The 20397-nt window shown below is 62.5% G+C and carries 17 protein-coding genes; 14 read left to right on the forward strand and 3 right to left on the reverse strand.

What is annotated here, in order from left to right:
• The first annotated feature begins 63 nt into the window (after positions 1 to 63).
• The 7 genes from HMI60_RS17370 to HMI60_RS17400 all read left to right on the forward strand — a co-directional run bounded on the left by HMI60_RS17370 (position 64) and on the right by HMI60_RS17400 (position 7113).
• Positions 64 to 1353, forward strand: coding sequence for an ABC transporter substrate-binding protein (locus tag HMI60_RS17370; protein ID WP_189076260.1), 1290 nt, complete (start codon positions 64 to 66; stop codon positions 1351 to 1353).
• Entirely contained in the window at positions 1350 to 2306 is a 957-nt protein-coding gene (locus tag HMI60_RS17375; RefSeq protein WP_193590086.1) for a carbohydrate ABC transporter permease, read from the forward strand. Before HMI60_RS17370 ends, HMI60_RS17375 begins: the two co-directional genes overlap by 4 nt.
• 4 nt (positions 2307 to 2310) lie before the next feature.
• The gene (locus HMI60_RS17380; protein ID WP_024818275.1) at positions 2311 to 3126 is read left to right on the forward strand and encodes a carbohydrate ABC transporter permease; all 816 of its coding nucleotides are present in this window, start codon (positions 2311 to 2313) and stop codon (positions 3124 to 3126) included.
• 58 nt (positions 3127 to 3184) lie between these two features.
• Positions 3185 to 4624 (forward strand): NAD-dependent succinate-semialdehyde dehydrogenase, encoded by a 1440-nt coding sequence (locus HMI60_RS17385; RefSeq protein WP_189076263.1) that lies wholly within the window; start codon positions 3185 to 3187, stop codon positions 4622 to 4624.
• The gene (locus tag HMI60_RS17390) at positions 4625 to 5368 is read left to right on the forward strand and encodes a sulfite exporter TauE/SafE family protein (RefSeq protein ID WP_189076264.1); all 744 of its coding nucleotides are present in this window, start codon (positions 4625 to 4627) and stop codon (positions 5366 to 5368) included. It begins immediately after the preceding gene.
• 49 nt (positions 5369 to 5417) lie between these two features.
• Positions 5418 to 5621: a hypothetical protein gene (locus tag HMI60_RS17395; protein ID WP_193590087.1), complete on the forward strand. Its 204-nt coding sequence runs from the start codon at positions 5418 to 5420 to the stop codon at positions 5619 to 5621.
• 97 nt (positions 5622 to 5718) lie between these two features.
• On the forward strand, positions 5719 to 7113 hold the full coding sequence (locus HMI60_RS17400; RefSeq protein ID WP_193590088.1) for a phosphomannomutase/phosphoglucomutase: 1395 nt from the start codon (positions 5719 to 5721) through the stop codon (positions 7111 to 7113).
• A 132-nt stretch (positions 7114 to 7245) separates the two neighbouring features.
• Here the strand turns inward: HMI60_RS17400 and HMI60_RS17405 are convergent, their stop codons facing one another.
• A complete protein-coding gene (locus HMI60_RS17405; RefSeq protein WP_079581923.1) occupies positions 7246 to 8325 on the reverse strand; it encodes a substrate-binding domain-containing protein in 1080 nt (359 codons plus the stop codon).
• Positions 8326 to 8441: 116 nt separating this feature from the next.
• Positions 8442 to 10463 (reverse strand): hypothetical protein, encoded by a 2022-nt coding sequence (locus HMI60_RS17410; RefSeq protein WP_193590089.1) that lies wholly within the window; start codon positions 10461 to 10463, stop codon positions 8442 to 8444.
• 286 nt (positions 10464 to 10749) lie between these two features.
• On the opposite strand from HMI60_RS17410, the gene HMI60_RS17415 reads away from it, so the two are divergent.
• From HMI60_RS17415 to HMI60_RS17435, 5 genes are all read left to right on the forward strand, one after another.
• The gene (locus tag HMI60_RS17415) at positions 10750 to 12063 is read left to right on the forward strand and encodes a sugar ABC transporter substrate-binding protein (RefSeq protein WP_055972739.1); all 1314 of its coding nucleotides are present in this window, start codon (positions 10750 to 10752) and stop codon (positions 12061 to 12063) included.
• A gap of 85 nt (positions 12064 to 12148) precedes the next feature.
• Positions 12149 to 13081 (forward strand): carbohydrate ABC transporter permease, encoded by a 933-nt coding sequence (locus tag HMI60_RS17420; RefSeq protein ID WP_193590090.1) that lies wholly within the window; start codon positions 12149 to 12151, stop codon positions 13079 to 13081.
• A complete protein-coding gene (locus HMI60_RS17425; RefSeq protein ID WP_193590091.1) occupies positions 13078 to 14013 on the forward strand; it encodes a carbohydrate ABC transporter permease in 936 nt (311 codons plus the stop codon). Before HMI60_RS17420 ends, HMI60_RS17425 begins: the two co-directional genes overlap by 4 nt.
• Positions 14010 to 15023: a hydroxyacid dehydrogenase gene (locus HMI60_RS17430; RefSeq protein WP_193590092.1), complete on the forward strand. Its 1014-nt coding sequence runs from the start codon at positions 14010 to 14012 to the stop codon at positions 15021 to 15023. Before HMI60_RS17425 ends, HMI60_RS17430 begins: the two co-directional genes overlap by 4 nt.
• 70 nt (positions 15024 to 15093) lie before the next feature.
• Entirely contained in the window at positions 15094 to 17526 is a 2433-nt protein-coding gene (locus HMI60_RS17435) for an HAD-IC family P-type ATPase (protein ID WP_193590093.1), read from the forward strand.
• Here the strand turns inward: HMI60_RS17435 and HMI60_RS17440 are convergent.
• Positions 17508 to 17885 carry a hypothetical protein gene (locus HMI60_RS17440; RefSeq protein ID WP_227453583.1) on the reverse strand — a complete coding sequence of 126 codons (378 nt, stop codon included), beginning with the start codon at positions 17883 to 17885 and terminating at the stop codon, positions 17508 to 17510. The genes HMI60_RS17435 and HMI60_RS17440 overlap by 19 nt on opposite strands.
• A gap of 136 nt (positions 17886 to 18021) precedes the next feature.
• Between HMI60_RS17440 and HMI60_RS17445 the strand changes: the two genes are divergently transcribed.
• Both HMI60_RS17445 and HMI60_RS17450 read left to right on the forward strand, forming a co-directional pair.
• Positions 18022 to 19614 carry an alkaline phosphatase gene (locus tag HMI60_RS17445; protein WP_193590094.1) on the forward strand — a complete coding sequence of 531 codons (1593 nt, stop codon included), beginning with the start codon at positions 18022 to 18024 and terminating at the stop codon, positions 19612 to 19614.
• Between the two features lie 99 nt (positions 19615 to 19713).
• Positions 19714 to 20373, forward strand: coding sequence for a hypothetical protein (locus tag HMI60_RS17450; protein WP_026267242.1), 660 nt, complete (start codon positions 19714 to 19716; stop codon positions 20371 to 20373).
• Positions 20374 to 20397: the final 24 nt, after the last annotated feature.

The raw sequence follows: 20397 nt of genomic DNA on the forward strand, positions 1-20397 counted from the left end.
TCACGGGTGCCCCGTCGCGGTCCCCCATAACTAGGCACAGCAACACTCAATGAGGAGAATATTGTGAGTCAGATTTCACGCAGGCAGGCCATGGCTGTTCTCGGAGCCCTGGGTTTTGGCGCAACCGCCGCAGCATGCGCAGGTCCGGGCGGTTCCACCGCCCCGGGTGGCGCCACGGGCCCGGCCGCTCCTGCAACAGGTGACATCACCGGCAAAGTGTCCTTTGCCCACTGGCGCGGCGAGGACAAAGCTGTCTTCGACGAACTCATCAAGCGATTCGTTGCAAAGAACTCCGGCGTAGAGGTGATCCAAGATATCTCCACGTCCAACGACTACAACGCCCAGGGCTTGCAAAAGGTCCGGGGGGCTGCCATCGGTGACGCATTTGCCACCTTCCGCGGCGCGCAGTTCAACAATTTCAGTGAAGCAGGGATCTACACGGAACTGAAAAACAGCAAAGCTGTGGGCAACTACCAGAAGGGTCTGCTGACAGCCGGACAATCGGGGGACAGCCAATTGGGTCTGCCCTATCAGGTGGTCTTCCCCATGCCCATGGCCAACACGGACCTCTTTGACAAGGCCGGCGCGGAACTGGCACCCAAGGACTGGGACGCTTTCCTGGGCATGTGCGAAAAACTTGCCGCGTCCGGCGTCGTTGCTCTCTCATGGCCCGGTGGTGATGTGGGAAACGGCGGTCAGCTGTTCAACTGCATGATCGCCAACAATGCACCCGTAGATGACATGTGTTCGCAGATAGAGCAGGGCAAGCTCAAATGCACGGACGACTGGTTCATCAAGATGTTGAACCAGTACAAGGACCTGGCCCCCTACCTTCAACCCAACGCCACCGGCACCGCGGTGGAGCCTGCGCAGAACCTGTTTTCCCAGGGCAAAGCTGCCATGTTGGCCACTGGTTCCTACCACATTGCGGCCGTTCGCAATCTGGGTGCAAAGTTCCCCATCGAACTGGTCTTCCCCAACACGTCCACGGATGGCAACGCCAAGTTTGAGGGCGTCTACAACGCCACGTTCATCTTGGGCGTGAATTCCGCGAGCAAGAACCAGGCGGCATCGGCAGCGTGGATTGATTTCCTTTCCGAACCCGAGAACGCCGGCTACTACGCCAATCAGACCGCGCAGCATGTGTCCGTCAAAGACGTTGAGTACACCAACGCCGACCTCAAGCGTTTGAGTCCATGGCTGGACAAGAAAACGGCCCTGGCCGCCCGGTTCCAGTTCCAGAACCTGGACGTCCGCAACGCCGTCGAAGCCAGCGCTACGGCGGTCATCTCCGGCACCAGTCCCGAGCAAGCAGCTGAAGCAGCCCAGAAGATTGTTGACGAACGGCTATGAGCACCCATACCGGAACGGCTGCCAAGCGAAAGGCGCCGGACAGCACCACCGACGCTGCGTCGAAGAAGCGCCGGTCCCCTACCCGGGTGCACCCTGCGCTGTACCTGTTCCCGCTGCCAGCGGTAGCAATCATCGCCTTTTTCCTGGTGATGCCCACGCTGCAGGCATTCCAGTACGCCATCACGGACTGGAATGGATTCTCGGCAGCCTTCAACTACGTGGGTGTGGACAACTTCGTCCGGGCATTTACCAAGGATTCGCTGTTCACCAATGCGCTGACCAACAACCTCAAGTTTGTTTTGCTGGTGGTCATCGCACAAACGGTGTTCTCGTTGCTGCTTGCGCTGCTGCTGACAAAGAACTCACGGGGAAACGTAGTGCTTCGCGCCCTGTTCTTCTTCCCCACCATCCTGTCCTCCGTGTCCGTGGCCTTCATCTGGAAGTTCATCTACGACCCCAATTTCGGTCTCGCCAACTCCGCTCTGGGCGCGATCGGTCTGGAGGGCCTTCAAGGCTCATACCTCGGTAACAATTCCCAAGCGCTGTACTGGGTTGCAGTAACGCAAGTGTGGTTCCACGCAGGCCAGATGATGGTGGTCTACATCGCCGGCCTCCAATCCATTCCCCGTGAACTGTATGAAGCGGCCGAGATGGACGGCGCCAACAAATGGCAGCAGTTCAAGTCCATCACCTGGCCGTTCGTTGCCCCGGCCACGTCCATCGTGGTCGCCTACACCACGGTCCAGTCGTTCAAGGCCTTTGACTTGATCCTGGGGATCGCGGGCAACCCGCCCAAAGGTTCCCTGGACATCCTGTCCACCCGCATCTACAGCACTTTTGCCAACTCGGAGTTCGGATATGCCGCCGCTCAGTCAATCATCTTCATGGGGATGATCGCCTTGGTCACCTGGCTGCAACGCCGGTTGCTCCGTCTGACCCCGAAGGGGGAATGACAGCATGCTTGCATCCATTAGCCGCCGCGGAATCCTTGCCATCTACGCGGTCATCATCATCGTCCCCATCACCGTTGTCCTGTTCGGCAGCTTCAAGTCAACGCAGGAACTCTTCGAGGGTCCTTTCAGCCTTCCCCAATCCCTCGCGCCCGACAACTTCGCGGAAGTCATCGGCGGCCAGGACCTCGGCTCGTCCTTCCTGAACAGCGTCATTGTCACCGGGATCTCCGTTCCCATAACGCTCTTCATTGCCAGCCTGGCTGGTTATGCTGTGGCCCGGCTGAGGGGCTTCGCCTCGTGGGCCATCTTCGGATTCCTTGTCCTGGGAATGGCCATCCCGGCCCAGGCCAACATGGTGCCGCTGTACGTGCTGTTCGGCCGCATCGGCCTGTTGGACAACCTCACCGGACTCATTGTGGCCAACATCGTGTCCACCTTGCCCATTGCCGTATTCATCCTGGGTGGGTTCATGCGTACGCTGCCCAAAGAGCTCTATGAGGCTTGCTCCATTGACGGCACCGGACCGTGGCGGACCTACGTGTCCATTGCACTCCCGCTCTCGGCACCCTCGATAGCTGCTGCTGCCATCTTCCTGTTCGTCATCCACTGGAATGAGCTGCTGTACCCCCTCCTGTTCATCCAGTCCCCCGGAAACCGAACCCTTCCATTGGCATTGCTGAGCTTCCAGGGCGAGTTCCAAACCAACTACCCGCTCTTGTTCGCCGGCGTCATCCTGGCATCGCTTCCCGTCGTGGTGGCCTATGTCTTCCTGCAGCGCTACTTCGTTGCGGGCATTACCGCCGGTGCCAGCAAGGGATAAGGCTCCACTCCGGTCGCGGGACAGCGCACCTCAATCAGCCAACGAAAGGCAACACAAAGTGAACCTGAAATCAGCGCAACACCTGATTAACGGAACCTGGCACTCTGCCGGAACATTCAAGAACGTGACGGACCCCGGAAACGGGGGCACTGTGGGCGAGGTGGCCTGGGGAAACACTGAGGACGCGGGCAAAGCCGGTGACGCCGCTGCCGAGGCTTTCGGCGACTGGTCCCGCACAACGGCCCGCACCCGCGCCGACCTTCTCCGCAACGCTGCTGCGCTCTTATCCGAACGCCGCGACGAACTGGCGCATACCTTGGCGTTGGAAGCCGGCAAGCGACTCCCCGAGGCGCAAGGCGAAGTGGACTTCTCAGTGGAATACTTCCGCTGGTTCGCCGAGGAAGTACGCCGCGCAACAAGCACTGTCAGCCCACCCGAGCTGCGGGGCCGTCGACACCTCAGCACCAGCAAGCCCATTGGAGTCGCGCTTAGCCTCACCCCATGGAATTTTCCGGTTTCAATCCAGGCCCGCAAACTCGCTGCCATGCTCGCCGCCGGCTGCACCGTGGTTGGCCGTGTTTCCGAGAAGGCACCGCTTGCCGCGACCGGCCTTTTCGAGATACTGCACGATGCCGGGTTCCCCGCCGGAGTGATCAATCTGGTGCACGGTCCTTCCCGCGAAATCACCGGCGCCCTGCTCAAGCACCCCGCAGTCCGCGCCGTCAGTTTTACTGGTTCCACCGGTGTGGGCCGTCAGATCATGGCTTCTGCGTCAGAACGTGTGGTGAGGCCGTTGCTGGAACTTGGCGGCAATGCACCGTTCATCGTCTTCGAGGACGCAGACCTGGACGCCGCCGTTGAGGGGGCAGTGCTCGGAAGGCTCCGCAACACAGGACAGTCCTGCGTCGCCGCTAACCGGTTCCTGGTCCAAGACAGCATCGCGGACGAATTCGGCCGGAAGCTTGCCGCGAAATTTGATGCCATGACCATAGGACATGGAGTTCCCGACGGTGACACACCTGTCCCGGACCTTGGTCCCGTCATTGACGCCGAGCGCGTCGCCGCTGTGCAGGCCCTGGTGGACGATGCCCTGGGCCGCGGAGCCCGCCGCCTGACCGAACGTACCCACGTTCCGGGAGAGGGTTCCTTCATGGCGCCCACGCTCCTGACCGATGTTCCCGATGACGCACCCTTGGTGAGCGAGGAAGTCTTCGGCCCCGCGGCAGGGGTACTCACTTTCTCCTCGGAAGAGGAAGCAATCAGGAAGGCGAATGCCACCGAAATGGGACTTGCCGCCTACATCTGGAGCAGCAGCCCCAAGCGTGGCTGGGACATCCCGGAGCAGTTGGAAGCAGGCATTGTGGGAGTCAACGACCCCCTCCCATCCGTGGCCTTCGCCCCCATGGGCGGCGCCAAGCAGTCGGGACTGGGCCGGGAAGGATCAAGCCTTGGCCTCGAAGAGTTCGAGGAGGTCCAGTACGTGGCCTGGAAGCCCTAAATGCTGACTACGGGACTTGTTCTGGGCGCAGTGGTCGTGGGTGCCGGGATGCAACGCATTACCGGCATGGGATTCGCGCTGGTGGCAGCCCCGTTCCTGGTACTTCTCCTCGGCCCCGTCGAAGGGGTGGTGCTGGTCAACGTCTGCGGAGCCGTGACGGCCGGCGCCATCATTTTCCGCGTCATGCGGGACATCGACTGGAAGAGGTACATGGCGCTGGCTGCCTCGGCGCTATTAGGGATTGTCCCCGCGGCATTCCTCATCCGGTACCTTCCGCCGTCGGTCCTGGAGATTTCAATCGGCGTGACCCTTGCCGCAGGCCTGACAGTCCTGCTGGTCATGAAGTCAGCCGTCCTACCCCAGCGTCGTCGTTATCTCTTCGCCGCCGGCGGCCTCAGCGGCTTCATGAATACTGCCGCGGGAGTAGGAGGACCAGCCGTGAGCATTTACTCCATGGCTACCCGGTGGCAGCACAAGTCGTTCGCCGCCACGATGCAGCCCTATTTCTTTACCATCGGGGCGCTGTCCCTTGTTTCCAAAGCGGTGACCGCACCAGCTTCGTTGCCGGTCCTGCCGATGACAATGTGGCTGGCCGTCGCCGCTGCCTGTTTGATCGGGCTCGTCCTGGGTGACCTCGCTTCCAAGCGGGTATCCACCAGGGCCGCCCAGATTCTCCTGATTATCCTGGCCTACCTGGGAGCAGCAGCAACCATCGTTCGCGGTGTGCTGGATGCCATTGGCTGACCCGCCCTCCCTCCAACCTAGAGAACCCACCACCATCGAAAGGACTGCCATGTCCCCCGTTTCAGCAAAGATCGATTCAGCAAAAGAACGTACCCTGCGGGTTTCTGCAACCAAGGGTGACCATGTTGATCTCACGATTGGTGCCTCCGATCCAGTGGCCGTTCGTCTTGAAATTGACAACAACTGCGGCTGTGCCGACGGCCATGCCCGAGGCGTCGGCTCGTACACAGATACTGACTTCGGCCGACGCTGAGGTCCTGTAAGGATGGCCCGCCAACCTACCTGATAGTGTTGTTTTTCCAACACAAGCCGTTTGCTTCCTATCACTGAGCGCGCCCGCAAGGAGAACAATGGATCTTTCCTCATCTTTCAAGGCCTACGACGTCCGTGGCTTGGTGGGGGTTTCCCTCACCGATGAAGTCGCAGAAGCCATTGGGGCCGCATTCGTGGATGTTCTGGGCCTTGCGGGCAAGACCGTGTTCTGCGGCGGAGATATGCGACCGTCCTCCAAGGGGTTCGTCTCTGCGTTCTCACAGGGCGCCGCAACCCGGGGCGCCGATGTGTACGATCTCGGACTCATTGCCACCGACGAGCTCTATTTTGCGTGCGGCGCCATGAACGCGGCTGGTGCCATCTTCACAGCAAGCCATAACCCTGCCCAGTACAACGGAATCAAGATGGCCAAGGCCGGAGCCGTTCCCATCTCTTCCGACTCGGGACTTTTCGATATCAGGGACCTTGCCCAGCGATATCTGGACCACGGGTTTCCCAAGGCTGAATCAGCGGGGACCGTTGCACCGCTCGATGTCCTTGGTGACTACGCGCTCAAGCTGCGTTCGCTCGTGGACTTGACGGACGTTCGGCCGCTAGAGGTTGTAGTTGATGCCGGGAACGGCATGGCCGGCCTGACAGTTCCCGCGGTGTTGGGCAGCGAAATTCTGGAGGCCTTGCCCCTGACCATCGTCCCGTTGTATTTCGAGCTGGACGGTACTTTTCCAAACCACCCTGCCAACCCCTTGGAACCGGAGAACCTTCGGGACCTGCAAGCAGCCGTGCTTGCCCACGGCGCTGACCTGGGGTTGGCATTCGACGGCGACGCAGACCGCTGCTTTGTTGTGGACGAGACCGGGCAACCAGTAACACCGTCGGCCATAACCTCCATGATCGCTGTGCGGGAGATTGCAAGGGTTCAAGCAACGGGCCAAAGCAACCCGGTAGTAATCCACAATCTGATAACGTCCCGGTCGGTGCCCGAGTTCGTTCAGGCTGCCGGTGGCCGGCCAGTCCGAACCCGGGTAGGCCACTCGTTCATCAAGGCCCGAATGGCTGAAGAGGACGCTGTTTTCGGTGGAGAACATTCGGCCCACTACTACTTCCGCGACTTCTACAACGCAGACACCGGCATGCTGGCAGCCATGCACGTACTTGCTGCCCTGGGCGGGCAATCAGCGCCCCTCTCCACGCTGGCACGGCAGTACGAGCCGTACTCGGCCAGCGGCGAGATCAACTCAACCGTTCCGGATGTATCCCAAGCCATTGCGGACGTGTGCCAAACCTATGATCAATCGCAGGGCATCCGCATTGATGACCTGGACGGGCTGAGCGTGATCGACGAGTCAGGCGAATGGTGGTTCAACCTCAGGGCCTCAAACACGGAGGAACTACTCCGGCTCAATGTCGAAGCCAGGAATGCGCAACTCATGGAACGCATGCGGGATGCCGTTCTGGACATGATCCGGAACTAGTCCAAAAACGGAAGCGTTCGACGGCGGGTGCGTACCCGCCGTCGAACGCTTCTGTTCTCTTCTGGTCCTGCCAGCCGGAGCGAGTTCTCGGCCCTATCTTGCGTTCTGCCGTATCAGTGGCCTCCTCACCCCCTACTCCGCATCCTCCCCGAACGCCGTGGACTCCCGGATGATCAGCTTGGGGGCGAGGCTTACGCGGCGGAGGGCAGGCGAAACTGCAGCCCCGGGCTTTCCTGCCAGGCGTTCCATACACATGGTCACCGCGGCGTGGCCGACGTCCCGTTTGGGCGGTGCGATGGACGTCAGCGGCACCGGAGCGAGGTCGGCCACTTCGTCGTCATACGCCACGATGGCGAGGTCTTCGGGCACACTGACTCCGGATTCCTCAGCAAGGTTGATCAGCGTGATGGCTTCCTCATCGGGAAGGACCAGCGCAGCGTGGGTTCCGGTGCGGCGGCAATCTTTCAGGAACTTCTTGAACTCTTTTTGGTTGTTGCCCGCGCCCACCACTGAACGGTCATACTCCATGACGGGGGCATCCGTTTCCAGACCCAGCTTGGCCACCATCCGCTCATGGCTTTCACGGAGCCAGGGGGCCGTAGCGCTGGTGGCAACAGCCAGCCCGATCCTGCGGTGTCCCAGAGACGCGAGGTGCTCCATGGCCAGTTCAGCGCCATAGCCGTGATCCGACATCACTGACTCGAATACCCGGCTGGAGCGCTCCACCAGCACCACGGGGATCCGCACGCCGGACAGCAGGTCAAACGTCGGCGAACCGGGCTCGAGGGGGCCCGCGGTCGCCAGGAGGATCCCGTCCACGGAGTTGGCCACCATGCGCTGGAGCTGGCGAAGCTCGTCCTCCGCGGAGTAGTTGCTGACGCCTAGGATGAGGCGTGCGTTCAGGGCCCTGGCCGCAGCTTCTGCGCCACGAATGACTTCAGGGAAGTAGTAGCCGGTGGTTGGGACTATGAGTCCGAGGGTAGCCAGCGGCTGGCGTGCGCGCCTGTGGACCGTGTCCCCCGGCCGCTCCACCACCATGCGGACCGCACCACCGTGGACCCGGCGCAGGAGGCCCTGAGCCGCGAGCTGGGTAAGGTCCCGGCGGATAGTCATGGTGGACTGGCCGCTTTTTTCGGCGAAGTCGTTCACGGTCAGGGTCCCGCGAAGCTCCAGTTCACGGAGTATCTTCTCGTGGCGTTCCCCGCTGAGCATGCCAGTCCTCTTCCGGAATCCAAATGTTCAAACAAGCATAAACGAACGTTGTGGGGCCCGCTCTGCGCGTAAAACACCCGCCAGAGCGCGCAGAGCGGGCCCCACAACGCCATCCACTACCGCCGCGGGTGGTCGTCGATCCGTACGACGTTCCGGCCACGCATCGTGTAGAGGTACCCGTCTTCGTCGTTGGTGATGTGGGAGCCGCTGTACCAGCCGCCGTCGATGCCTGCCACCACTGTGGCCACCTCGAAGGTCTTGGGATCAAAGCGGAACACGTCCGTGTCCGAGACACCGTAAACAGCGCCTCGGTTGGTTACCAGCGCGGCGAACCCGGTGCAGACCGGACTGATGTCCGCTTGGTGGATCAGCTTGCGCTTTGGCAGGTCAATGACGAAAACACGTCCCGTGCGAACGATCCCGTAAAGGTATCTGCCTTGCACCGCCAGTGCAGACACGCCGGCACCCAATCCGGGATCGAGCCGCCATAGTTCCTTGCCCGTTACGGGATTCAACGCCACAACGGTACCTGGACCTTCAGTACCGGGCCGTCCCCCGCCAAGGTAGGCGACGCCGTCGCGCGCTGTTACTGCGCGCACCAACTGCACTGAGTCCACGGGGTTGAGGAAGAATCCCGACTTCCCGGTGGCGGGATTGTAGGTCCACAACGAGCCACCACCCTCGGTGTCAGCCTGGGCGCACACCAGGACCAGCTTGTTCACCTCGTCCCAATGGACATCCAGGGGCCGGTTCTGTTCGGCGGAGAACTTTGCCACCTGGCTGATCGGTTGACCGCTGCGGGGGTCATAGCTCCAGATGCCCTGGGAGCTGTACTGGCCGGTGTAAAGCACCTGGTCCACCACCACGGCGTCCTTGGCTTCACCCGGGACCGTCATGTTGGTGACCTGTCCGGTCTTCAACGATCGGCGTGAGATGACCCCGTTGCCGCCCACGTAGACCAGGCCGCCTCCAGCTGCCAGTCCCATGACTTCCTGCGCGTCCGACGGCGCCCCGGCCTCGCCTAGGTCGGTGGTCTTGTACGACCCGCTAGCGGGGTCGATCTCGGCTACGAATCCGAACGCGGAGGTCACCAGAACCTTGCTGTTCAGGGCGTCAACGCCCCAAATCTCGCCCAGGAACGGCCCCTGGTAGGAGACGGCGGATACCGAATTGGCGGACAGTGAATAGACCAGGAGCCCGGCTTCGTTGGCGAAATAGACCTTGTCACCGATTGCTGCGAAGTTCTTGGCGGTCTTTCCCTCGGATGCAGCCAAGGCATAGGAGGACGGATTGGTGACGCTCACGGCCGCGATCTTGGACGTGGACGTCGAAGCTGCCGAGCTGACCATGACCTTGTCTCCGACGATCGCGAGGTCGCGGATGCTGGGGTCTGCGACCATCTCCGCCGGGGTGACGTTGGCGAACGTTTTGGCGGCATGGTTGTACGCGTAGAGGCAAGCGCGGCTGGCGCTGCCTCCTCCGTTCAAGGTGCTGCCGGCGCCGAAGAAGATAGTGGAATCGGTGGCCGCGACAGCGCGGGCCAAGGTGGCGCCCGCATCCGGAACGCCCAGGTTGGTGACTGCTCCTGTGGCGGGATCGTATTCCCACAGGGCCGGGGCCGTGCCGCTTCCGCCACCCACCGCGTAGAGGCGTCCGTTGGGGGCCACGCTGAGATCACGTACGTCGCGGTCACCGATGCGTCCGATCGGGGTGGCTCTCACGCCCGGGGTGGAAAGGTCCCAGCGGAACAGGTTCGGCTTGGGACCTGCAGCGTTCTGCAACACGCCTGCATACAGGTACCGTCCGGAGGCGTCGGCAGCGAGAGTTTGGATGGCATAGCCGTTTTCCAGTTCGGTCACGCCGGAGACTTTGCCGCTGGGTACATGGAAGGCCACGATCCGCACCGGATCGAGGTTTCGAGAACCTATGTACAGTGTCTCGCCCACCAGCAGCCCGCTCATGAGGGAGAACTGTACGACGCCGGGACCCAGGTCCAGGACTTCGGTCGCCTTTGGCTTGGATCCCAGGAGGGCGGACGCCGACGCCGGCTGGCCGGCTGCCAGCCCGATGGCCGCGGCGAGCGACGCTGCTCCCCCAACTTGAAGGACTGACCGTCTGCTGATGTTCGATTTCTCCATGGGAATCCCTGTTCTTGGGTAGTGGCTTTTGAGTAGCCGCCGTTCGGGTGTCCAGAATTCATAGCAGCGAGGAGTAAGCACAGTCCAGCATTTCTGTTCGTTCAAACAAGAATGCCTTTGGCTGTTGCTGGCAATTTCCCTGCCTTTCGGCAAAACCGCGGGCATCAAATGTTTGAATTTGTTTGAAATATTGAAGATGTTCGAACTTGGGGTTTACATGAACCTATCGCCGTGTGGCCTCCACCACATGCCCCCTTCGCATCGCAAGTCTTCAAAGGAGAACACCATGAAGCGTCGTCACCTGTTCGCAGGGATGGCCGGCCTGGCCGCCAGTACCCTGCTGCTCACGGCCTGCGGCACCGGCCCCAGCACATCAGCCGCTCCCACACCTGCAGACGATCCCTCCGGGTCCATCACTTTCTGGTCGTCCCTGGCCGGTATGGACAAGGTGGCTGAAGCGTTCAACGCCAGCCAGGACAAGATCAAAGTCAGTTTCGAAACGATACCCAACGGCGCCAACGGCGGGTACGCCAAGCTCTCCACCGCCATCACAGCGGGCAACGGCCCGGACGTGGCCACCATCGAATATCCGCAATTGCCCCAGTTCGTCAGCAACAGCCAGGTCATTGCCCTCGACGGCCTGATCAACAAGGCCGAAACCGTGGACAAGCTCACGGACGAAACCAAGGCCCTGGTCCAGTTCGGTGAGAAGACCTACGCCCTTCCGTACGACGCAGCCCCCATGCTCATGTGGTACCGCAAAGACATGCTGGACAAGGCCGGCGTCGAGGTCCCCAAGACCTGGGATGACTTCGAACAGGCCGGCAAAAAGCTCAAGGCCGTTGCGCCCGACTCCTATCTGGCCACTTTCAACCCCAACGAGGTAGCGGCGAGCGCGGGACTGGCCTGGCAGGCCGGCGCCAAGTGGTTCGGCACCGAAGGCGACAGCTGGAAGGTGGGCGTCAACGACGAGGCCACGCAGAAGGTGGCGGGCTACTGGCAGAAGCTGATTGACGAGAAGATCGTGAAGGTCAGCCAGGCCTACAGCGACGAGTGGAGCTTGGACCTGGCCAACAGCACGGTGGTTGGTGTGCTGGGCGGCAACTGGAGCGCCACAGGCATTCAGAAGCGCACCGAAGCCAGCGGCCAGAAAGGCCAGTGGATCGCAGCCGAACTCCCCACCTGGGGCAATGAATCCGGAGCCTTCTATGGCGGATCCAGCTTCAACGTCACAAAGAGCAGCAAAAATCCGGCAGCCGCCGCAAAATTCGTGGAGTTCCTCACCACCAACCAGGACGCCATCAAGGCGCGCGGCAACACAGGTTCAGCGTTCCTCGCCTTCCCGGGCCTGACGCCGGTTGCGCAGAAGGCCTACGACTCCAGCTACTTCGGCAACGACATCTACGAGGTCTTCAACAAGGCGTACGGAAACATCACCCCGGGCTGGCAGTGGGGTCCCAACTGGGACATCACCAACACCGCGCTTAAAGACGCCTACGGAAAACTCACCACCGGCGGCACCATCGACGACGCCATCGACACCGCCCAGGACGCCACCGTGGCGAGCCTGAAACAAGCCGGCCTGTCCGTCAAAGAGTAGTCCGGCGGCGTTCGGCAGCTCTCTACAAAGAAGCCACACCGGCAGGGGGCCTCCGCGGAGGCCCCCTCCAAGCTAGGAGAATCCCATGGCCACCCAGGCCCTTACCACCACAGTGCGCCGCCAAGGCCGCGCACTGGCAGGAACCGGCGGGCGGACTGCCGCACTGTTCCTGGTCCCCTTCTTTGCGGTCTTTGTGATCGCCATGATCGCACCGGTGATCTATTCCCTCGTGCTGAGTTTCCACTCGCAGCAGAAGTCCGGGCTGGGGTTCGGGGAAGCCAAGACCGTCTTTGTAGGACTCGAGAACTATGTGCAGGTCTTCCAGTCCGAGACTTTCATGGAGGGCATCGCCAGGCTGGGCTTGTACTGCCTGATCTACGTTCCCTGCATGGTAGGCGGAGCCGTTGTTTTTGCCCTCCTTCTCGATGCAACGGTGGCCAAGGCGCGCAAGCTTTTCCAACTCCTGGTATTCCTGCCGCACGCGGTTCCCGGCGTCATCGCTGCCCTGATCTGGGCTTACCTTTACACCCCGGGCATCAGCCCGCTGGTCCAGGCACTCCAGGGCGGCGGGATCCAGATCAACTTCCTTGACTCCCACATGGTGCTTCCGTCCATTGTGAACATCGGTGTCTGGGAGTGGACCGGCTACAACGTGATCATCCTGTTCACCGCTTTGCAGGCCGTTCCCCGGGAGATCCTGGAAGCCGCCAGGGTGGACGGTGCCGGCGAAATCCGAGCCGCGGTAAGCATCAAGTTCCCACTGATTCTTCCGGCCTTGAGCGTCATCATGCTGTTCACCATCATCGGCACCTTGCAGCTGTTCACGGAGCCGAACATCATCTCCAAGGCGACAGCGTCTGTGACAAGCACGTGGGTCCCCAACCTGTGGGCCTATGACGCAGCCTTCATCCGCCACAACCTCAACCAGGCAGCAGCTGCCTCCATCATCATTGCCGGGTTGGCAGCAATCCTGTCCCTGGCCGTCACCCGCCTCAGCTCCAGGATGAACAAATCATGAGCACCCCAACACTCTCCCGCCCCCGCAGCACCTCTCCTTCACAGCAGGGCCACCGCCGAGGAGGCCCCGCATTCACCAGGGGTATGTCCAACCGTGGCGGAGGATTCGCCAGCAAGCTCACAGTCAACGGGCTCCTGCTCATTGGCTCCGCCTACATGGTGGTCCCTGTCCTGTGGCTGGTGTTCGCCTCCACCAAGAACGCCGCAGACCTCTACGGCACCAGCGCCTACGCCTTGGGGAACTTCTCCTTGTTCGAGAACATCGCCAACGTGGCCCAGCAGGACGGAGGCCTGTTCTTCCGGTGGCTGAGCAACTCTGTGATGTATGCCGGCGTTGGAGCGGTCCTCGGCAGCCTGATTTCCGTCATGGCCGGTTATGCGTTCGACAAGTTCCAATTCCGCTGGAAGGACTCGCTGTTCGGTTTCGTCCTGGTGGGTGTCCTGATCCCCAACACCGCCACTGTGCTGCCCATGTATCTGTTGGCCTCCCTGGTGGGCATGACAAATACCGTCTGGGCTGTCCTCATCCCCGTTCTGTGCAACCCCTTCGGCGTGTACCTGGCGCGGGTTTACTCCGCCAGCTACGTCCCCGCCGAAACACTCGAGGCGGCGCGTATGGACGGCGCCGGTCCCATCCGGTCCTTCTTCTCCCTGGGACTGCCCATGATGATGCCCGGCTACATCACCATCGCCCTGTTCCAGTTCGTGGGCGTATGGAACAACTTCATGCTCCCCCTGGTGATGCTCCAGGACCAGCAACTCCTCCCCGTCAGCGTCGGTATCTCGATCTGGCAGGGCTATTCGGTACCGCAGCCCGAGTTCACGCCCATGGTCATTACAGGCTCGCTTCTTTCGATCATTCCGCTGCTCGTTGCCTTCATCTTGCTGCAACGCTTCTGGAAGTCCGGACTTACTGCCGGGAGCGTCAAGTGACCACCACCGAACTGAATGTCGCGCTCGCCATGGGTCCCGGCGTCGTGAACCGGGTGTTCCCGGCCCGGCGGCTGGATTCCCTGGGTCCCGGGCTGAAGCTCCTCAGCCCGGCGCCCATGGGTGATTTCACCTCGCAGCGTTCCCTGGAAATTCTGGGTGCCACGGACATACTCATCACAGGGTGGGGCTGCCCGAAACTTGATGCCGCGGCCTTGGGCGCTGCCCCACGCCTGAGCCACATTCTCCACGCCGGAGGCACAGTCAAACACCATGTGGGTGATGAGTGCTGGGAGCGGGGTATCCACGTCAGCACGGCGGCCGATGCCAACTCCATCCCCGTGGCCGAATACACGGTGGCCATGATCCTACTGGCCAACAAGCGCGTCCTGCAGATCGCCCGCAAGCTCCACACAGAGAGGGTGGAAATCGAGCCCGACCATGTGTTTCCGGACATGGGCAACTTCGGCAAGCGCGTGGGCATCATCGGGGCCTCGAGGATCGGCAGGCACGTGATCCGCCTCCTGAAGGCCTACGACCTTCAGGTCGCGGTGGCCGACCCTTTCCTCAACGACGCCGAGGCGGCCGCCCTCGGCGTCGAACGCGTCAGCCTGAAAGAGCTGGTGGCCGATTGCGATATCGTCAGCCTCCACGCGCCGTCGCTCCCGTCCACCCGCAATCTGGTTCACGAAGGACTGGTCGCCGGCCTCAAGCCCGGGGCCACGTTCATCAACACGGCCCGCGGGGAACTGGTGGACCAGGACGCGCTGCTTCGGCGCGTTGAGCAAGGAGACCTGTACGCCATCCTGGACGTCACCACACCTTGGGTGCTCCCGGCTGACTCCGGCTTCTACACGCATCCCAACGTGCTGCTGACACCGCATCTGGCGGGTTCACTGGGGACGGAGTTGGAGCGGATGGCGGTGAGCACCATCGAAGAGGCCCGCCGGGTGGCGCGCGGCGAACCGCTCCTCCACAGGCTGCACGCGCGGGACCTCGCCTTCACCGCCTGACGACTGGCATACTCAATCCCATCCACGGACTGTCTCAAATCCTTGGACCGACTCAACAACGGGGGCATGAGTGCCGGAAAACGAGAAGGCTGAACCAGGGGCGGCCGTCCGGCTCGTCGGATCTGCCGTTCAGGGACTAAGCACTGCGGAGGTTGCCGAGAGGGTCGCCGCCGGGCAAACCAACGCCTTCGTGCAGGACACCAGCCGCAGCGTGTGGAGCATCGTCCGCGCCAACGTGCTCACCTTGTTCAACGGCATTATCCTGGCCTGCTTCATTGTTCTTTTCGCGATCGGCCGCTGGCAGGATGCCCTGTTCGGTTTCAGTGCCATCGCCAACGCGGTGATCGGAAGCGTCCAGGAGTACCGGGCAAAACGCGCTTTGGACCGGCTGGCCCTGTTGAACGCCCCGCACGCCCGGGTGATGCGGGACGGATCTGAAGCAGAAATAGCCTTGGACGACGTGGTCCTGGACGACACCCTCGTCCTCCGGGCCGGCGACCAAGTGCCCGCGGACGGGGTAGTCGCAGCTTCCCGCGGGCTTCAGGTGGACGAATCCATGCTGACCGGCGAATCCGATGCCGTGGAAAAGACGGAGGATGACCGCGTGATGTCCGGATCCGTCGTCGTTGCCGGAGAAGGGACCGCCGTGGTGGACCGGGTGGGCGCCGATTCCTTCGCCAACTCTCTGGCTGCCGAGGCCAAGAGGTTCTCCCTGGTGGCTTCGGAGCTGCGGTCCTCCATTGACCGGGTCCTCAAATGGGTCACCTGGTTTGTCGGGCCGGTGGCGTTGTTGGTTCTGAACGCGCAAATGCTTGCCCAGGGCGGGTGGGCCGCAGCCTCGGCGAGTGGAGCGTGGCGGGACGCGGCGACGGCGACCATTGCCGCCGTCGTCGCCATGGTCCCTCTGGGTCTGGTGCTGATGACCAGCATCACCTTCGCGGTAGGGGCTGTGAAGCTGGCAAGGCAGCAGGTGCTGGTGCAGGAGCTGCCCGCCGTCGAGGGGCTGGCTCGCGTCGACATCATCTGCCTCGACAAAACCGGCACGCTCACGCAAGGCGACATCGTTTTCGATGCCGCCAGGCCGCTGGCCGCGGTGCCCGGCTGGGAGAGCGTCCTGGCCTGGTACGGCGTCCAGAAAGACGCCAACGCCACGGCCCGCAGTCTCGCCGGCCACTTCACCGAACTGCCCGCCGATCAGCCAAGCGACCGTGTGCCGTTCTCCTCTGCGCGGAAGTGGAGTGCGGTTATTTTCGACGACGGCATGTGGATCCTGGGCGGCCCCGAGATGGTCTTCCCGGAGCGCGGTTCCGACGACGCCGGGCAACAACAGCTGGCCTCCCAGGCTGCTGAGCTGGCCGCGACGGGGCGCCGCACACTGGTCCTGGCGCACGGGACGCCCACGCATGATGAAACCGTGCCGGCCGATGCCGTTCCCGTGGCCCTGCTGACTTTCAAGGAAAATATCCGACCCGACGCTGCCGAGACCCTCACTTACTTCGCGGCGCAGGACGTGGACGTGAGGATCATTTCCGGTGACAACCCAAGGACGGTGGCGGCCATCGCACGGGAAGTCGGATTGGATGCGCCCCACGGTTTTGATGCCCGTGAGCTGCCGGACGATGACCAGGAGTTCCTGGAAGTCATCAACAACAATGTGGTGTTCGGGCGTGTTTCCCCTGACCAGAAGAAACGTATCGTCCTGGCGTTGAAAGCCGCGGGACGCACAGTGGCGATGACCGGCGACGGGGTCAATGATGCCCTGGCCATCAAAGAAGCCGACATCGGCGTGGCCATGAACTCCGGTGCGGCCGCCACCAAAGCAGTGGCGCGGCTGGTCCTGCTGGACGGTAAGTTCTCGCACCTGCCCAGCGTGGTGGCTGAAGGCCGTCAGGTGATTGCCAACATCGAGCGGGTCTCCATGCTCTTCCTCACCAAGACCGCTTATGCCACCTTCCTGGCGATCGCGTTCGGCATCCTCCTGTTGCCGTTCCCGTTCCTGCCACGCCAGCTCTCGGTCACTGACGGGCTGACCATCGGCATTCCTGCGTTCTTCCTGGCATTGCTGCCCAACGCCCAGCGCTACATTCCGGGTTTCCTGCGGCGATCGCTCACTTTCGCCGTGCCGGCGGGGGTATCCGTGACACTGGGGCTCGCAGCGTACGCCAAGCTCGCGGCCAACCTGTCCATACCGGAAGCTGAAATCAGGACGGGATCGACCCTCATCCTGGCGATCATCGGTATCTGGATCCTGGTGGTGCTTTCGAGGCCCGTCACCCGTTTCAAAGGGCTTGTCATCGGGGCCATGATGGTCGGGCTCGTCCTGGTGTACTCCGTCCGGTTCGCCCGCGATTTCCTGCAGTTCACCGACCCCACGCTCCCCACGGCACTGCTGGTTCTTGCAACGTCGGTTGCCTGCATCGGGCTGATTGAAATCGTGAGGTTCGTGCACCGCCGCGTTGCCTACCGGGACGCTGAAGAGTCCCGTCAGCGGCTCTCGAAGTAACGGCGTCCCCGACCTACCCACAGCGGCACAACCACCAGCACAGTTGCGATGGACTGCGAAATGACGGCGGACCAGTCCCCGTCAGCGGCCACAACCAGGTCGACCACAGCGAAGGCCAAGCCAAGGAACATCACCGCCGTTGCCCCGCTTCGGGCCGCCGAGCTTCCGCGGGCCACGCCTGAGGCGAGCCCGATCACCAGCAAACCGAACAGGACCATTCCTGCCCCGAGCAAGGTCACAGGCAGGGCAACACCGCCGGACTGGGCTTCCGGCGTATACCGCAGGAAGATCGTCAGCACTCCCAGGACAATCTGCGCGATGCCGCCGATGTACATCAGCACCACAGAGAAAGTCACCACACCGGGCCGTCTAGGGCGCTCCCCCGTCATCATGAACTGAGCATAGACGAGCCAGCACCGGGGCAGGAACAACAATTAACCACGCATTCACGCTGTCCTTGAACCCAGTCCACCCGGTCTTCCTAGGGTCGGTGGCATGGAAAGCATCTCTCGCAGGTCCCTCATCTCAGCCGGCCTTGGAGCCGGGCTCGTCGCCGGTGTGTCGGCAGCGTTGCCGCAGGCCGCCGTCGCGGTTTCGACGGCGGACGACGCCGGTCTCCGCACCGACCCGTTCACGCTGGGTATCGCCTCCGGCGAGCCGTGGCCGGACGGTTTCGTGTTATGGACGCGGCTGGCAGTGAACCCCGTGGCAGAGGACGGCCTGGGCGGCATGCCCTCCCGCAACGTCGCCGTCGCCTGGGAGGTCGCCGAAGATCCTGCCATGCGCCGGACAGTAGCCCGCGGCGTCGAGCATGCTCGGATTGAAACCGCGCACTCGGTGCACGTCGAGGTGAAGGGCCTCAAGCCCGGCCGTGAGTACTTCTACCGCTTCCGCTCCGGCCGGCACCTCAGCCAAGTGGGCCGCACCCTGACCAGTCCCGCCCCCGGTGAGACTCCCGCCGCACTGGCCATGGCGTTCGCCAGCTGTGCCCAGTACGAACACGGGTACTTCACCGCCTACAAGCGGCTGGCTGAAGACCACCCGGACCTGGTGCTGCACCTCGGCGACTACGTCTACGAATACAAGAAGGACAGTTACGTGATCGGTGGCGGCAATCCCCGTGATCATGAGGGGCCGGAGACGGTCAGTCTCGCCGGCTACCGGCAGCGCCACGCCCAGTACAAGGCCGACGCCGATCTGCAGGCCGCCCACGCGATCGCGCCGTGGCTGGTGGTTTGGGATGACCACGAGGTAGACAACAACTGGGCCGATGACATTCCGGAGAACACGGACGCGGGCCAGCTCAACGACACCACCGAGCACTTCCGGCAGCGCCGCGCCGCAGCATTCCAGGCCTACTACGAGAACATGCCGCTGCGTGCATCCTCCGTTCCGGCCGGTTTCGACATGAAGATCTACCGCACCATCCAGTGGGGCCGGCTGGCCAACTTCCACATGATGGATACCCGGCAATACCGTGATGACCAGCTGGCAGGCGACGGTTGGCAGAAGAACGTGGCCGGACGGCTGGAGGAGAACCGCACCATCACCGGAGCGGAGCAGGAAAAGTGGCTCCTGGATGGCTTCCGGAACTCCACCCAGCGCTGGGACATCCTGGGCCAGCAGGTGTTCTTCTCCGAACGGGACCGCGATAAGTCTCCCGCGATCGACGACGTCTCCATGGACGGCTGGGACGGGTACGCCGCCTCCCGCCGCCGCATCACCCAGGGCTGGGTGGACGCGAAGGTGCGCAACGCCGTCGTGCTGACCGGCGACGTCCACCGCCACTGGGCGACAGACCTCAAGGTGGACTACAAGGATCCGGAGTCCCGGGTGGTGGGCTCCGAACTGGTGTGCTCGTCCATCACGTCCACGGGCAACGGCACGGGCTCCACCACCGACCCCACCATGGCCTGGAACCCGCACCTGAAGTTCTACAACGACAACCGCGGGTACGTGAACACACGGATCACGAAGGACTCGATGACCGCCGACTTCCGGGTGCTCGACTACGTGACCACGCCGGGCGCCCCGGTCCGCACCATGAAGTCCTTCACCATCAACGACGGCGTACCCGGCCTGGCCTGAATGCCCGTGTTACCCCTTATTCCCAGTGACTACGGGGATTTGCGGGAGTAGCCTAGTTCCAGTTGCAATTCTGGATTTCTGTCCGGCTGGGATTCTGCCGTGGGCCTTGTTCGTTCGTCGTTGTCTGAGCTTCTGGGGGTGCTCTCGGAAGCCGTCGCTCCTCACCATGTCAGGTTCGACGACGGGTCCCCCGTTGCCGTTGTCCCGCCGCCGGAGGCTCCGGTCACCGTCCGGGCGGTAACACTCACCCGGGTGGGCAGGTCCCATCATGAGAGCCCCGCCCTGGACCTTGAACTGAGGGTGGCTGTTGAATGCCACGGGCCGGAACAGCTGGACATCATGGAGGAGCTGCTTTTGGCAGTGGAAATCCACAGCGAGTTCTCCGTGGTGTCCCGCGACGAACTCCGGGCGGAAGAGTATTCCGATGCCATCGAAGAGGGGCTGGGGTTCCTGGTGCGTGTTCCCGTGTCCCTTCGCTTCGAGGAGCCTTCCGACCCGCCCAAGCAACCTGTCACGGGCAACGGGGAGGCGGTCCGCAGAATCCGGGGACGACTGGTGGACGCCCATAACAAGGGCATCCCCGACGCCTATATCCATGCCCATTCATCTGCCACAGCAGTGGTCAGTGACGCAACCGGGCATTTCGAAGTCCTGACCTCCGCCGATGAACTTCAGCACTTTGCCGTAGCGGTGGACGGGACCGAAAGGGAAGTTTCGGCAAGCACCAAACGACTTCCCGTCACCATCCGCTGGTCCTGATACCGGACCTGTTTGCCCACCATG

The sequence above is a fragment of the Paenarthrobacter sp. YJN-D genome (assembly GCF_015040335.1).
Lineage (GTDB): Bacteria > Actinomycetota > Actinomycetes > Actinomycetales > Micrococcaceae > Arthrobacter > Arthrobacter nicotinovorans.